This window comes from Grimontia sp. THUN1695 (assembly GCF_059704325.2).
This window is the reverse complement of record NZ_AP046577.1, coordinates 2,491,178-2,505,006: the sequence shown is the minus strand read 5'-3', so window position 1 is coordinate 2,505,006 and position 13,829 is coordinate 2,491,178. Positions and strand designations below refer to the sequence as shown.

Sequence of the window (13,829 nt, the reverse complement as noted above, 5' to 3'; positions counted from 1 at the left end):
CCAATAAGGCGGGATGAAAGTTTGTCATTGCACAGATTTTTATGCAGTAAGAATATGATAGTTAACACTAATGATTTGGTGGTGGGTCGGTTTCATTTGCTTTGGCAATAGAGCTAACGTTCCAACTACCCGAATCGGCTATTCGTTTGGCTTGCTATCGCCTGAGTATCTAGCGGTAACGTTCTACGAATACGAGCCAGATCACTTGCTGTGAGGTTACGCTGCTATCGACTTGCCTTAATCTAACCGGATGTAAGTTCGGTTTGGAAGCCGGCTCCTTAACCGACCAACTTCGGTTAGATGAACCTTTAGGTTACCTCTTTCGGTCAAAATAAATCTTTCGGCTTCTTAACCGATGAAGGCGCATAAACACTAGGCTTCCAGCCGAAGCGGGTAGGCCTTTAGGCTCGGCTCGTTCGGTTTACAAGCCTAAAGGCTGGGAATAAGGCAAGGATGCAAAAAAGACGTTTTTACCGCTTAGACGAAATCAATGATGTTACCTCCATAACAAAAGGTGATTTGCTTCATGCCGTTGAAATAGGTGAGTTGGCGCTTTGTGCGTGGGTTGATGCCAAAGCGTTAGGCGCTCAAATTCAGAGTAAAGAACCAAATAGGCCAGCGCTGGCGAACCTTTTTGATTACCGTGGGGTATTGAGCCTCACGTCCAAACAATCCATTGATTGCCTCTCTTCATTAAAAACGGCTATCAGCCGGACGCTTATCCTTGAACCAGAGTTCGTTTCCAATTGGCGAAGTGCATCAACGGATTACCCTAAAGCCAAATCTGTTCGGTTTAGTTCAGTTACCGCATTGTCGAATAAGCCTTTAGACCCCTTTGTGGCGTTCGCGTCGATTGGTACTCAGGCGGTTTATGGTCAGAGGGCAAAGCAATTAGCGAAAGCGGGGGCAGATGAGTGGAAAAAGGAAGGCTTTTCAGGTCTGCTTGATGCTTTGCTCGATACCGATGAAGAATTGGCAATCAAACCGTTAGAGATTCGGATTGATCAGCTTCGGTTTGATTTGGAATCGGTTAACAAAGTGTTTGGTCTGGAAACCGTTAAAAATACACCTCAAAGCCCAAATATTGTGAATGTTGACGGTATTGAAACGCATCCTATCAAAATCATGATAAGTGCTGTGCTTGCTGGCAATCGGGAAGCCAATGCGCGAACCATTTGGAACGCAATAAAGCGTGATCACCAAACCGATGCGAAAAATATTGATGTAGATAGTCTGATCAGCACCATGAACAATGATGAAATCGAGTGGTTTGGTCAGAAAGACGCCGTAAGAATCACCAAGTACAAGACCTTTCAAAACTTGATAGCAGAGGTTAGAAAAAGCCAAAACTAAAAACCTTCCCGACCACATTCCCGATTAGCTTCCCGATGCCATCGGGACACTTACGGTATCTCCCAACGAACTACAGGAGATGTCGTTATGGCTACAGAGCACGCGAATAAACGCGCATACACAGAACAAGAAACTTCCGCCTATATCGGCATGAGCCGTTCCTTTCTGCGTCAGTCACGCATGGAAGGCCACCGCTTAAACCGCACCGAAGCACCGCCGTTTATCAAAATCGGTCGTGCCGTCCGTTACCTGAAAGAAGACCTTGACCAATGGCTTGATAGCCACCGCAAGCAAACTCACCTCGTTTGTGATGGAGGTGATCATGCCTAACGCTAAGAAGCCTCAGTTAAACAAGCACCTTCGAGACATTATTCGAGCACTTCAGGCGGGGCATTGGTTTGAGTTGTGCAATTCAACCAAACCGTCAATTCATGGTCGCTACGCCTGCTCTGATGGCTTTGATATCCGAGTGATGCACCGGACGATTATCAAGCTGCAACGTGAAGGGATTTTGACTAGCAGAAAGGTTTTCTATTACGGCATTTCATGGCTGCGCTATGAACTCACCGACGCTGGGAGGGCATTAGATGTTAGTCATTCCTGATTCTGAACTGGCGAAAGTTGATTGGGATGATAGGGCGTTCGTAAAAGAGCGCCTTTCCTGTTTGCCAGCGAAAGCGCAAAAAAAACTGTTCAGCCGTTACAACACGATTCCAGACAAGTTCGCCAGAAATACTTATCTTCGTGAGCTGGTCGATAGCCTTGTTTCAAAGCTTACTGTTTCTCCCGAAAAACTTAGCCTCAGCACGTCAGAAGATGAATTACAGGAAGAAGCTGAACATTTGGTGGATTCTGCATTGTCAATTCGTCGAACCATGATGGGTAACGAGGAAGAAGCCTTATCATTACTTTCTGTCATTTGCCGTGGCTACGGTGTTACCCCACCAGATGAGAATAAATACAAGCAGGAAGGGCGATTAAGGCGTCTGTCAGACAAGTCTTGGTGGCTGCGTAACCTTCGCAAGACACAGCGAAAAAACATAGAAACCACCATGCGCCACATTGGGGAAGTGAACCGCTGCAAAGCCATTTATTGCTCAGACGAAACGCTTAACGCCAGAGCGGCACAGAAATTCCAGCATACGGGATATCTGTCAAAGACCATGATGACCAACCAATACGGACAACGCTTTAGCCTGCTGGAGCTTTCGAAAAAAGGCGTATCTGATCCAAAAATCCGCAAAACCGAATTGATGGTTCGTGCGCGTGGCTTTGAAGATCTCGCCAACGAGCTAGGCCATGTTGCCACCTTCCTCACCATTACTTGCCCGTCAAAGTATCACCGCAGCTATGCCACTACCGGCGACGATAACCCCAAATGGCAAGGTTATACGCCAGCAGAAGCACAAACCTATCTCAACGAGAATTGGAAACTGGTTCGCGCAAAATTGCAGCGAGAAGACGTGCGTTTCTATGGTTTTCGCGTCGTAGAGCCGCAACATGATGGCACACCGCATTGGCATTTACTGTTGTTTGTCGAACCTCGACACTATGACACTTTGATAAACATCATGCGTGATTACGCCATGCGCGAAGATGGCGACGAGAACGGCGCAGATAAGCACCGTTTCACCGAAGTGAAGATAGATCCTAATAAGGGTTCAGCAACAGGCTATATCGCCAAGTATATTTCCAAAAATATTGATGGTGAGAACCTTGAAGCAGGTGTTTACGGTGAAGACCCAAAATGCGCAGCGGCAAGGGTGGATGCATGGGCTGCCTGTTGGAGCATTCGCCAGTTTCAGCAACTTGGTGGCTGTTCGGTAACGGTTTGGCGAGAATTACGCCGTTTAAAGGCCATGATGGGCGAAAGTCAGCGAGTGACAGAAATCCATGCAGCAGCGGATAAAGGTTGCTGGAAGACGTTTACAGACTTAATGGGAGGTGTGTTCTGTAAACGCACTGAACAGGCTATTGCGCCACACTATGAACTCGCCGTGGATACGGCAACGGGCGTTGTGAAAACCTCTATGTATAGCGAAGAGGAGCTTTTGAAGGTGCTAAAGGGCATCTCGACGGGTGGCAAGACCATCATCACTCGAACCAACGAGTGGCATCTGTCCTAGGGACAGATGTGCTTTTACTTGGAGTTCTGTGAATAACTGTATTTTGTTAGTTTCCATTCTAAATGTGGAATCAATATTCGATTTGATATATGTGTTAATGTATCGAAAATTCATAACTTATTGATTTAAAATGCCCGCGATTACGACTAAAGAAATTCAAGCTGCTTTTGAGCTGGGGGTTGAATGCTTTGAGAACGGTATTAGTCCGTCTCGCCTTAAACAGCGACTTATTGACTCTTTCGATATGAACTCTAGTTCAGCGCACGGATACATTGAAATTGTCAAACACATGCTTAAAGGGCGTCAGTACACCCGGACTATAAATGCCGAAGCTACTCAATATTACCTATCCACTATCCATGAGACATATGGGATAGATAGGCTAAAAATTGCTTTGGAAGCGGTTAGAAAACACTTGGAATACTACGAAACAACCAAAGGAAATTCACAGAAATCGGTTCGTCGGATTTATAAAGAACATCTAGCTGTCTGCGATGAATATTTTCAACTTTCTGATTTTGAAAAGGCTGTCATTCTGGCCAGTGACGATAGTTCTAAACAGCGTTCTGTGCGACTGAGATCCGCAGTATCAAAACCGGAAGTGGTCGAGAGAACATCTAAATATTATCGAAGGAATCCTGACGTTGTTGCCGAACGTCTGTTCATGGCTAAGGGAATATGTGAGGCATGTAAGAAACCTGCTCCTTTTAACCGAAAAGATGGTACTCCATACTTGGAAGTACATCATATCAAAATGCTTTCTGATGGTGGGCTAGACGTCATAGGAAATACTGAGGCGTTGTGCCCAAACTGCCATAGGGAAAAGCATTTTGGTTAAACCTTTTTGGGGTGCTTTTCCTTTCTCACTCGTAAGTTTCTGGTAACTGATATGACTGTTGGTACTAAGAAAATCAACCCAAAGAGGGGGGGCTAGCTCAACCGAAGCTTGTCCAAGCCCAATACTGATTGCTGATTCATTATCCAGAAACGCTGGAGCAATGTAGGCCAGCACAACATAGACAACTACTGCAAAGATTACGCTCATGTAACCCTCCCCGAAAAGCGGGTCATTAGCAATTAGAGTTTTTCCGTTTACACTGAAACGAACGGAGAACGTCTGATGAAAAAATCACGCTACACGGAATCGCAAATCGTCAAGATCCTCAAAGAAGTGGAAGCGGGTCGAAAAGTGAACGAAGTCTGCCGTGAATACGGCATTTCCGATGCAACTTACTACAACTGGAAATCCAAGTACGGCGGCATGGAAGCTTCTGATGTTAAACGACTGAAAGAGCTAGAGGACGAAAATCGAAGGCTCAAACAGATGTTTGCAGATCTCAGCCTCGAGCATCGTATTGTCAAAGATATCTTAGAAAAAAAGCTGTAACGCCAGCGGTTAAACGTGAACTTGTGGAATACGTTCGGCAACACTTTCAGGCCAGCTTAAGGATGGCCTGCCGCGTGGTTGGCATCAGTGATTCAGTGTATCGGTATCGTCCTGACCCGCATCGTGATGATGAAGTCATTGCCAAGCTGCAGGAAGCGGTAGAACGTTACCCTGCGTATGGTTTTGGAAAACTCTTCAAAGTCCTTAAACGTTGGGGGCACGCATGGAACCACAAGCGAGTATATCGCGTGTATTGTTCGCTAAAACTCAATTTGAGGCGAAAGGGTAAGAAACGCCTCCCTAAGCGAGAACCAACGCCGCTTTGTTGTCCTGATTGGGCGAACAGTTGTTGGTCTATCGACTTTATGAGCGATGCCCTTGTCTGTGGCCGGCGTTTTCGCACCTTCAACGTTGTTGATGACTTCAATCGAGAAGTGTTGGCCATTGAAGTGGACTTGAATCTCCCCGCACCGAGAGTTATCCGAGTCCTAGAGCGTATTATTGCTTGGCGCGGTGCTCCCCAGAAACTACGCATGGACAACGGCCCTGAGTTTGTCTCAACGGCATTGGCCGAGTGGGCGGAAGAGAACCGCGTTGAGCTTGAATTTATCCGACCAGGCAAGCCAACAGAAAATTCATACATTGAACGCTTTAACCGAACCTATCGAACTGAAGTTCTCGACATGTATGTTTTTAAAACGCTGTCCGAAGTCCGAGAAATCACCGAAAACTGGATGAAGGAATACAACAACGAGAGACCGCATGACTCTCTCAATGACCTAACCCCTTGGGAATATCTGGCTAAGTATGAAAGCAGGAAAAGCTCTAATTTAGACTGTCACTAAAATGGGGAGGGTTACACTCACCCACCAAGGCGAACCAGTTAGTAGCACCAGAATGTGTTTGTTACGTTTTGGCATATCATTCCCCTTACGTTAGTAAGGTTCTACTTCACCACAATCTTGGATGCGTTGGCAGCGGATGAGTCGGGAGTTTCGACGAGAGGAGAACTTTGGTGTAAATCGGCAGTTTGGTTGCTATAAATCTGCTACATATATGCTACACAGAAGCAGAAAAGCAAAAGGCCTGAGTGGTTACTAACCTCTCAGGCCTTTAAATATGGTGGCCCCTATGTGACTTGAACACATGACCAATCGATTATGAGTCGACTGCTCTAACCACTGAGCTAAGGGGCCGTTTAGGCGGTCGATTATAAGGGTTGGTGGCGGGCGTGTCTAGATGTAAGCATTCCTGATCGGTATGGATTTTAATCACTTGAACGGATTCTTAAATATAAAAAAGGCGAGCTGTATGCCCGCCTTTCCATTATGTCAGTTACACTATGTTTGGATTATTCATCCAGGAAGCTGCGCAGTACTTCTGAGCGGCTTGGGTGACGCAGTTTACGCAGTGCTTTTGCTTCAATCTGACGGATACGCTCACGGGTAACGTCAAACTGCTTGCCTACTTCTTCCAATGTGTGGTCGGTGTTCATGTCGATACCGAAACGCATACGCAGCACTTTTGCTTCACGTGGCGTCAGGCCTGCCAGTACTTCGCTGGTTGCCATTTTGAGGTTATTCATGGTGGCAGAATCCATTGGCAGTTCGAGGGTGGTATCCTCGATGAAGTCGCCCAGATGTGAATCTTCATCGTCACCGATAGGGGTTTCCATGGAGATTGGCTCTTTGGCGATCTTCAGCACTTTGCGGATCTTGTCTTCTGGCATTTGCATGCGTTCTGCCAGTTCTTCCGGCAGTGGTTCACGGCCCATTTCCTGAAGCATCTGGCGTGAGATGCGGTTCAGTTTGTTGATGGTTTCAATCATGTGAACAGGGATACGGATAGTACGCGCCTGATCAGCGATTGAACGGGTGATTGCCTGACGGATCCACCATGTTGCGTACGTCGAGAACTTGTAACCACGACGGTATTCGAACTTGTCTACCGCTTTCATCAGACCGATGTTACCTTCCTGAATCAAATCTAGGAATTGCAGGCCACGGTTGGTGTATTTCTTGGCGATAGAAATAACCAGACGCAAGTTTGCTTCAACCATCTCTTTCTTCGCACGGCGGGCTTTCGCTTCACCGATGGACATGCGACGGCTGATGTCTTTTACGCGCTCAACAGAAAGACCGGTTTCGTCTTCAACGATTTTCAGCTTCTGGATGCAACGGCGAAGATCTTCTTCGTGCTGCTTGAGGCGTTCTGCGTATGGTTTGTCAGAGGCCAAAGCCTTATCCAGCCATGCGTCTGATGATTCATTGCCGGCAAACAATTGTACGAAGGTTTTCTTCGGCATTTTTGCTTGGTCGACACACAGGCGCATGATGATGCGCTCTTGAGTGCGTACACGATCCATGGTGTCGCGCATTTCGTTGACCAGGCGGTCGAACTGTTTTGGTACCAGACGGAACTGCTTGAACACTTCAGACAACTCGGCGATGGCGACGGTGGTCTGTTCGTGGAAGCGGCCGTATTTCTGGATTGACTGTTGCATGCCTTCGTAAGCGACGCGCAGTTCATTGAACTTTTCACGCGCCAGCTCTGGATCGATGCCAGTATCTTCTTCCGCTTCGTCTTCGCTATCTTCGTCGTCATCGTCGTCTACGTCGTCGTCTTCATCGTCCAGTTGCTCGTCGGTGAGCTCTGAGCCGATGTGGGTCGCAGTAGGGGCGATGTCGTCCTGGTTAGGATCAACGAATCCGGAGATGATGTCAGTCAGGCGAAGCTCTTCAGCTTCCACTTTGTCAAATTGGTCCAGCAGTGATGAGATAGAACCTGGGTACTCGGCAACCGATACCTGTACTTGGTTTATCCCATCTTCGATGCGTTTGGCGATGTCGATTTCGCCTTCGCGGGTAAGCAGTTCTACTGTCCCCATTTCACGCATGTACATGCGCACAGGGTCAGTGGTACGACCTATTTCAGATTCAACGCTGGAAAGTGCTGCTGCGGCGGCTTCAACGGCATCTTCGTCTGCGACAGTTTCAGACATCATCAGCTCATCGGCATCCGGCGCTGTTTCCACTACCTGGATACCCATGTCGTTGATCATTTGAATGATGTCTTCTATCTGATCAGAATCGACAATGTCTTCCGGTAGGTGGTCATTTACTTCTGAATAGGTTAGATAGCCTTGTTCCTTACCTTTGGCGACAAGCAACTTTAGCTGTGACTGCGGATTTTGATCCATAGACGATATCCAACTTCGGGTCTGAGTGAAGAATTTAGTATGCGGAAACGCAAACTGCCAATTTTAGCAAAATACAAGTATGCTGGCTAGTTTCTAGTCGGGCCGGTTGAGGATTAACAACTGCAATTCCCGCTTCTCTTCGACTGATAAGCCGACGGTATTCGATTTAGCTTGCAACTTGGCTATTTGTTGTTTGACACACTGATCTAAAATTTTGTCCAGTGAGTCTAAAAATACATCTAATGCATTGTTTTCGTTGATAAGTAGTTCCCAACTTGCCAATTTGGCCAACAATGCTTCTTGATCTGTGCCGCGCCAGTGTTCGAGCAGCTGTCCTGTCGTAATATTGGGACGGGACCGGCAAAGTTCAAGCATCGAGGTGAATAAATTTAAGCCAGGGATCTCAAGCTTTTCCACCCCCTCCAAGGGGGGCACATTCTCAACAAACCCTGGGTTTTGTAATAACAGGGTTATCACCTCTCTCATGGGGGTACGTTTTATTTCTGGCAATGGCTTACGTGTTAGCGCCTGTCCTTGCCGGCTGATGAGTTTTTCCAGTTGTTGCTCATCAGGTAGACCGAGCTTCTGCCCCAACATGTTACGCAGATACAGTCGAAGTGTGCCACCGGGCACTTTATCAATCAGTGGCACCGCCAGTGTGGTCAGTTTGGCTTTGCCTTCCTGACTGCTGGTATCGACCTGCTCCATCAGGGTGTTAAACAGGAACTCGGACAGTGACATGGCACTGGCAAGGCGCTGTTCAAAGCCGTCTTTGCCTTCTTTCCGCACCATGGAATCCGGGTCTTCGCCATCGGGCAGGAACATGAACTTAAGCTGGCGGCCATCCACAAGGTGGGGGAGCGCCTGCTCCATAGCACGCCATGCGGCGTCACGTCCTGCGCGGTCGCCGTCATAACAGCAGATCACATTTGGCGTTTTGTGAAATAGTGTTTTGATATTTTCGCCGGTGGTTGCTGTTCCTAGCGCTGCGACAGCGTAATTTATTCCGTACTGAGCAAGAGCGACGACATCCATGTACCCTTCAACCACAACAAGCTGAATAGGATCTTTGTCATGCTCCAGAGCTTCATAGAGCCCATAAAGTTCGGAGCCCTTACGGAATATTCCGGTTTCTGGAGAGTTGAGGTATTTTGGGGTGCTGTTATCAAGCACGCGACCACCAAAACCAATGACCTTTCCTCTATTTAGTTTATGGCCGCGAATAGGAAACATCACACGGTTCCTAAAGCGGTCATAAGTCCGGCCATTGTCTGTTTTGATGAGCATACCAGCATCGATAAGTGCATCGATACTTGCTTTGTCTTGACCAAAATGTCTTTTTACTGTGTCCCAGCCTTCGGGAACAAAACCTATCCCAAATTTTGCTACAACTTCTCCGCTAAGTCCTCGCTGCTTTAGATATTCAACGGCTACAGCGCCAGAGTCTTTACGCAATTCTGCTTTATATAAGCGAGATATTGACTCCATTAAATCGTAAAGCTCTAGCTTTTGTGCGCGTGATTTTACAGGAAAGTTCTTGTCGAAGTTTCCTTGTTCTCTTGGAACCTCTAAACCCAATGTCGACGCCAGCTCTTCAATTGCCTCTACAAACTCGAGACGGTCATACTCCATAACAAAATCGATGGCATTGCCATGGGCACCACAACCGAAACAGTGATAGAACTGTTTTTCCTGGCTGACAGAGAATGATGGGGTTTTTTCGTTATGGAAGGGGCAGCAGGCACCGTAGTTTTTGCCTTGCTTTTTAAGTTTCACCCGCGCGTCTATCAGCTCGACAATATCCAGTCGTGCCAGCAGATCATCAATAAATGAGCGGGGGATCTTTCCTGCCATAAACCTTCAGAATTCGGTAGTTAAGAGCGTTAAATACCCAAGCTATCCGCCATTTCGGTTAGCTTTGGTATCATCAGTATTTGTTACTGAGCGAATACGAACAAGCCGCGCACTCCAAAATTGGATAGCACGGCTTGTTTGCAGGTTGGATAAACGTTAAGCCAGATTGGCTTTAACCAATTGGCTGATTTTACCCATGTCAGCACGGCCCTGAACCTGAGGTTTCAGGACGGCCATGACTTTACCCATGTCTTGCATGGAGCCTGCACCGGAAGTTGCGATGGCTTCTTTCACCAGGGCATCAACTTCTTCGTCGCTGAGTGGCTTTGGCATGAACTCTTCCAAAACGGAAATTTCAGCCAGTTCCACATCAGCCAGGTCATCACGGCCTGCTGACTGATATTGCGCTACGGAATCACGGCGTTGTTTCACCATTTTGGTCAGTACTGCCAGCACGTCATCTTCGGTCAGTGTTTTCTGACCGTCGATTTCCTGCTGTTTAATGGCAGCCATGATCAAACGGATGGTGCCAAGACGTGCTTTGTCTTTGGCTTTCATTGCCGCTTTTTGTTCGTCTTTCAGACGTTCAATCAATTCCATGTCGCAATCCTGTATTAATCGTAATTAGTACAGGCGAACGCGACGTGCGTTTTCGCGAGCCAGCTTTTTCAGGTGGCGCTTAACTGCAGCTGCTTTAGCGCGTTTGCGAACGGTAGTTGGCTTTTCGAAGTGCTCACGACGGCGAACTTCAGAAAGGATACCTGCTTTTTCACAAGAGCGCTTGAAGCGACGCAGTGCTACGTCGAATGGTTCGTTTTCACGTACTTTAACTACTGGCATGTGCCTTTCACCTCGGGGGTTAGTCAGTTATCGCTGGAGACAGTTTGACCAGCTTTGATTAAAAATGGTGCGGAATTCTAATCCGATACTAGGGTGCTTGTAAAGCATAACTGGTGAATTTGATGCCGCCCATGTAATATTGCCGCCTGTTTTGAAAACTGGCAGATCGAAAGCGGATCGATCTGGGATCCGAGCAAGCTGAGGTGTTATGCGAATTCTGGGCATCGAGACGTCATGCGATGAGACTGGCGTGGCAATTTATGATGATGAAAAAGGTCTGTTGGCGCACCAGCTATACAGCCAGGTCAAATTGCATGCCGATTACGGCGGTGTGGTGCCTGAGCTGGCATCTCGCGATCATGTGAAAAAGACGATTCCGCTGGTAAAAGCAGCGCTGGAAGAAGCCGGTTTGACGCCGGAAGGTCTTGACGGCGTGGCATATACCGCAGGCCCGGGCTTGGTGGGGGCGCTGCTGGTAGGTGCAACCATTGGCCGCAGCCTGGCGTATGCATGGGGCATTCCTGCTGTTCCCGTTCACCATATGGAAGGGCACCTGCTGGCCCCCATGCTGGAAGATAACCCACCGCCGTTCCCGTTTATTGCCTTGCTGGTCTCTGGCGGTCATTCGATGATTGTCGAAGTGAAGGGAATTGGTGAATACCAGATCCTCGGGGAATCGATTGATGATGCGGCCGGTGAAGCATTCGACAAGACGGCCAAGTTGATGGGGCTCGACTATCCTGGTGGCCCGCTGCTTTCCAAACTGGCCGAAAAAGGCGACAGCAGCCGTTTTACCTTCCCGCGCCCGATGACCAACGTGCCGGGGTTGGACATGAGCTTTTCCGGCCTGAAAACGTTCACGGCGAACACCATTGCTGCTCATGGCAATGATGACCAAACCCGTGCAGATATCGCCCGGGCGTTTGAAGATGCGGTTGTGGATACCCTGGTGATCAAGTGTAAACGCGCACTGAAGCAATGCGGCATGAAACGGGTGGTGATTGCCGGAGGCGTGAGCGCAAACCGCCACTTGCGTGCGAAACTGGAAGCGCTGGCAAACAGTATCGGGGGCGAGGTGTATTACCCGCGCACAGAGTTCTGTACTGACAATGGTGCGATGATTGCATATGCGGGCATGCAACGTCTGAAAAATGGTGAGCATAGCGATCTGGGGGTAAAAGCCTTCCCTCGCTGGCCCATTGATACGCTAAAACCGATTGAAGGGTAAGAGCGAAGAGCTGGTTCTAGGAAAAGAAAGGTCCTAGGACCTAGGAAGAGCGAAAAGTAGAACGAAAAAAGCGGCAACTGAACTCCAGTGCCGTTTTTTTGTTTTCCGGTGATGGGGCTGTTTTCTTCTAGACCCAGGACCTAGGACCTAGGACCTAGGACCTAGGACCTAGGACCTAGGACCTAGGACCAAGGATCCGCTCTTTCTTCCTGCTTCTTCTTTTTATGCCAGACTTTTTGCTCTTCCCCGCGCAGCAGGCGTTTTATGTTTTCCTGATGACGGAAAATGATCAGGCAAGAGAGCATAGCAACCGGCATAGTAAACTGGGGTTTGACCATCCAGGTGAAAAGTGGGGCGAGCAGAGAAGCAAACAGGGCCCCAGCCGATGAGTAGCCTGTCACCAACACCGCAGCGGCCCAGGTTCCCAGCATCATGCCGGTCAGATCCAGACCAATAGGGGCAATGGCCCCCAGTGCCGTAGCAACACCTTTTCCGCCGCGAAAGTGAAAGAAAATCGGGTAGATATGGCCAAGGCAAGCGGCAATACCAATCAGGCCAAGCAGGAAGGGATTGATGCCTATCAGGTAGCTGACCCAGACCGGGATAGTGCCCTTGAGCATGTCACACAGCAGAACTAACGCGGCAGTCAGACGTCCGCCAAGGCGAAAGACATTGGTTGCTCCGGGATTGCCTGAGCCCTGTTCCCGTGGGTCTGGCAGACTGTAAAGACGACAGATCAATACCGCACTGGAGACAGAACCCAGTAAGTAGGCAATCACGATCATCAGTAGGCCAATCGCTGTCATTCGGTCATCCACGTTGAACATTCGCTAGGGCGACAAGAACTTGTTATAGTTCGCGCAACAGACACAAAGTATCCATTTTTTATCGGGTAATGTGTAGATACAACGCGTTTTATAGATAATGATCCCAACTGCGTTGATTCAACGATGTTACGTGCTTTTGCGCATAATAGGTATCCGACCTCTGATATTTTTAAGTGAACATGGATTTAGTATTTATCGAGCAGCTTGAAGTCGTGACCACCATTGGTGTGTACGACTGGGAACAGCAGATCAAACAGAAGCTGGTGTTTGATATTGAAATGGCACACGACAACAAGCCCGCCGCAGACAGTGATGACGTGACCCTCGCGCTGGACTATGCGGCAGTCAGTGGTGCTGTGATCGATCTGGTCGAAAATGGCCGGTTCCTTTTGGTTGAACGGGTTGCAGAAGAGATTGCCGCCCTGATCCAATCCCGGTTCTCCGTTCCCTGGGTTCGTGTAAAAGTCAGTAAACCGGGCGCTGTGCCTCAGGCGCGCACTGTCGGCGTGGTGATCGAGCGGGGCATAAAGTGACACAGGTGTTAGTGAGTGTTGGCTCGAATATTGATCGTGAGCATCATATCACAGAAGGGGTTGCGGCACTGAGAAAGCTGGATCCACAGTGTCGCTGCTCGCGGATTTTTGAAGCTGAGCCTGTTGGCTTCGACGGCCCCAATTTTTATAACCTTGTGGTGGAACTTCATACCGATCTTAGCCTTGAAGGCATTATGACGGCGTTGCGTGACATTGAATCGCGATGGGGCCGTGAACGTGATGCGATCAAGTTCCGTGACCGTACGTTGGATATTGATCTGCTGACATACGGCGAGCTGTTGCAACCTTCCGGCCCGACCCTGCCCCGCAATGATATCTATAAGTTTGCATTTACCCTATGGCCGCTGGCAGAGCTTTGCCCTGATCAGATCATTCCGGGTGACTCGCAAACCTATAAACAGGCTTGGGAGGCTTTTACCGAAAAACAACCTCTCTGGCCTGCAACGGATTTCTCCCTTTAA

General features: G+C 48.4%; 14 protein-coding genes and 1 tRNA gene. 9 read left to right on the top strand and 6 right to left on the bottom strand.

Annotation, left to right across the window (positions count from 1 at the left end; all coding sequences use genetic code 11):
* Window positions 1–453 precede the first annotated feature (453 nt).
* The 6 genes from AC6IB1_RS14845 to AC6IB1_RS14820 all read left to right on the top strand — a co-directional run bounded on the left by AC6IB1_RS14845 (window position 454) and on the right by AC6IB1_RS14820 (window position 5,711).
* The gene (locus AC6IB1_RS14845; RefSeq protein WP_497567287.1) at window positions 454–1,353 is read left to right on the top strand and encodes a hypothetical protein; all 900 of its coding nucleotides are present in this window, start codon (window positions 454–456) and stop codon (window positions 1,351–1,353) included.
* Between the two features lie 87 nt (window positions 1,354–1,440).
* The gene (locus tag AC6IB1_RS14840) at window positions 1,441–1,683 is read left to right on the top strand and encodes a helix-turn-helix transcriptional regulator (protein ID WP_114995976.1); all 243 of its coding nucleotides are present in this window, start codon (window positions 1,441–1,443) and stop codon (window positions 1,681–1,683) included.
* The gene (locus AC6IB1_RS14835; RefSeq protein WP_497567286.1) at window positions 1,676–1,957 is read left to right on the top strand and encodes a hypothetical protein; all 282 of its coding nucleotides are present in this window, start codon (window positions 1,676–1,678) and stop codon (window positions 1,955–1,957) included. The genes AC6IB1_RS14840 and AC6IB1_RS14835 overlap by 8 nt, the downstream gene beginning before the upstream one ends.
* The gene (locus AC6IB1_RS14830; RefSeq protein WP_497567285.1) at window positions 1,941–3,479 is read left to right on the top strand and encodes a replication endonuclease; all 1,539 of its coding nucleotides are present in this window, start codon (window positions 1,941–1,943) and stop codon (window positions 3,477–3,479) included. Before AC6IB1_RS14835 ends, AC6IB1_RS14830 begins: the two co-directional genes overlap by 17 nt.
* A gap of 130 nt (window positions 3,480–3,609) precedes the next feature.
* Window positions 3,610–4,317: an HNH endonuclease gene (locus tag AC6IB1_RS14825; RefSeq protein ID WP_497567284.1), complete on the top strand. Its 708-nt coding sequence runs from the start codon at window positions 3,610–3,612 to the stop codon at window positions 4,315–4,317.
* A gap of 282 nt (window positions 4,318–4,599) precedes the next feature.
* Window positions 4,600–5,711, top strand: a protein-coding gene (locus tag AC6IB1_RS14820; RefSeq protein WP_497566779.1) for an IS3 family transposase whose coding sequence is annotated in 2 segments (ribosomal slippage) — window positions 4,600–4,852 and window positions 4,852–5,711 — 1,113 coding nt in all. Because the reading frame shifts where the segments join, the coding sequence is not laid out codon by codon here.
* Between the two features lie 275 nt (window positions 5,712–5,986).
* On the opposite strand, the gene AC6IB1_RS14815 is transcribed toward AC6IB1_RS14820, so the two are convergent.
* From AC6IB1_RS14815 to rpsU, 5 genes are all read right to left on the bottom strand, one after another.
* Window positions 5,987–6,062 (bottom strand) — tRNA-Ile (locus AC6IB1_RS14815).
* A 155-nt stretch (window positions 6,063–6,217) separates the two neighbouring features.
* The gene (gene rpoD / locus AC6IB1_RS14810) at window positions 6,218–8,065 is read right to left on the bottom strand and encodes an RNA polymerase sigma factor RpoD (RefSeq protein WP_005504020.1); all 1,848 of its coding nucleotides are present in this window, start codon (window positions 8,063–8,065) and stop codon (window positions 6,218–6,220) included.
* A gap of 93 nt (window positions 8,066–8,158) precedes the next feature.
* Window positions 8,159–9,919 (bottom strand): DNA primase, encoded by a 1,761-nt coding sequence (dnaG, locus tag AC6IB1_RS14805; RefSeq protein WP_497567283.1) that lies wholly within the window; start codon window positions 9,917–9,919, stop codon window positions 8,159–8,161.
* Between the two features lie 156 nt (window positions 9,920–10,075).
* Complete coding sequence (locus AC6IB1_RS14800; RefSeq protein ID WP_497567282.1) at window positions 10,076–10,519, bottom strand: GatB/YqeY domain-containing protein; 444 nt, start codon at window positions 10,517–10,519, stop codon at window positions 10,076–10,078.
* Window positions 10,520–10,543: 24 nt separating this feature from the next.
* A complete protein-coding gene (gene rpsU / locus AC6IB1_RS14795) occupies window positions 10,544–10,759 on the bottom strand; it encodes a 30S ribosomal protein S21 (protein ID WP_002537656.1) in 216 nt (71 codons plus the stop codon).
* A 208-nt stretch (window positions 10,760–10,967) separates the two neighbouring features.
* Here rpsU and tsaD point away from each other — a divergent pair, with 208 nt between their 5' ends.
* The gene (gene tsaD, locus AC6IB1_RS14790; RefSeq protein WP_497567281.1) at window positions 10,968–11,987 is read left to right on the top strand and encodes a tRNA (adenosine(37)-N6)-threonylcarbamoyltransferase complex transferase subunit TsaD; all 1,020 of its coding nucleotides are present in this window, start codon (window positions 10,968–10,970) and stop codon (window positions 11,985–11,987) included.
* Window positions 11,988–12,169: 182 nt separating this feature from the next.
* On the opposite strand, the gene plsY is transcribed toward tsaD, so the two are convergent.
* Entirely contained in the window at window positions 12,170–12,793 is a 624-nt protein-coding gene (gene plsY / locus AC6IB1_RS14785; protein WP_497567280.1) for a glycerol-3-phosphate 1-O-acyltransferase PlsY, read from the bottom strand.
* A 200-nt stretch (window positions 12,794–12,993) separates the two neighbouring features.
* Between plsY and folB the strand changes: the two genes are divergently transcribed.
* Together folB and folK are read left to right on the top strand one after the other, a co-directional pair.
* Window positions 12,994–13,347 carry a bifunctional dihydroneopterin aldolase/7,8-dihydroneopterin epimerase gene (gene folB / locus AC6IB1_RS14780; protein ID WP_497567279.1) on the top strand — a complete coding sequence of 118 codons (354 nt, stop codon included), beginning with the start codon at window positions 12,994–12,996 and terminating at the stop codon, window positions 13,345–13,347.
* On the top strand, window positions 13,344–13,829 hold the full coding sequence (folK, locus tag AC6IB1_RS14775; RefSeq protein ID WP_497567278.1) for a 2-amino-4-hydroxy-6-hydroxymethyldihydropteridine diphosphokinase: 486 nt from the start codon (window positions 13,344–13,346) through the stop codon (window positions 13,827–13,829). Before folB ends, folK begins: the two co-directional genes overlap by 4 nt.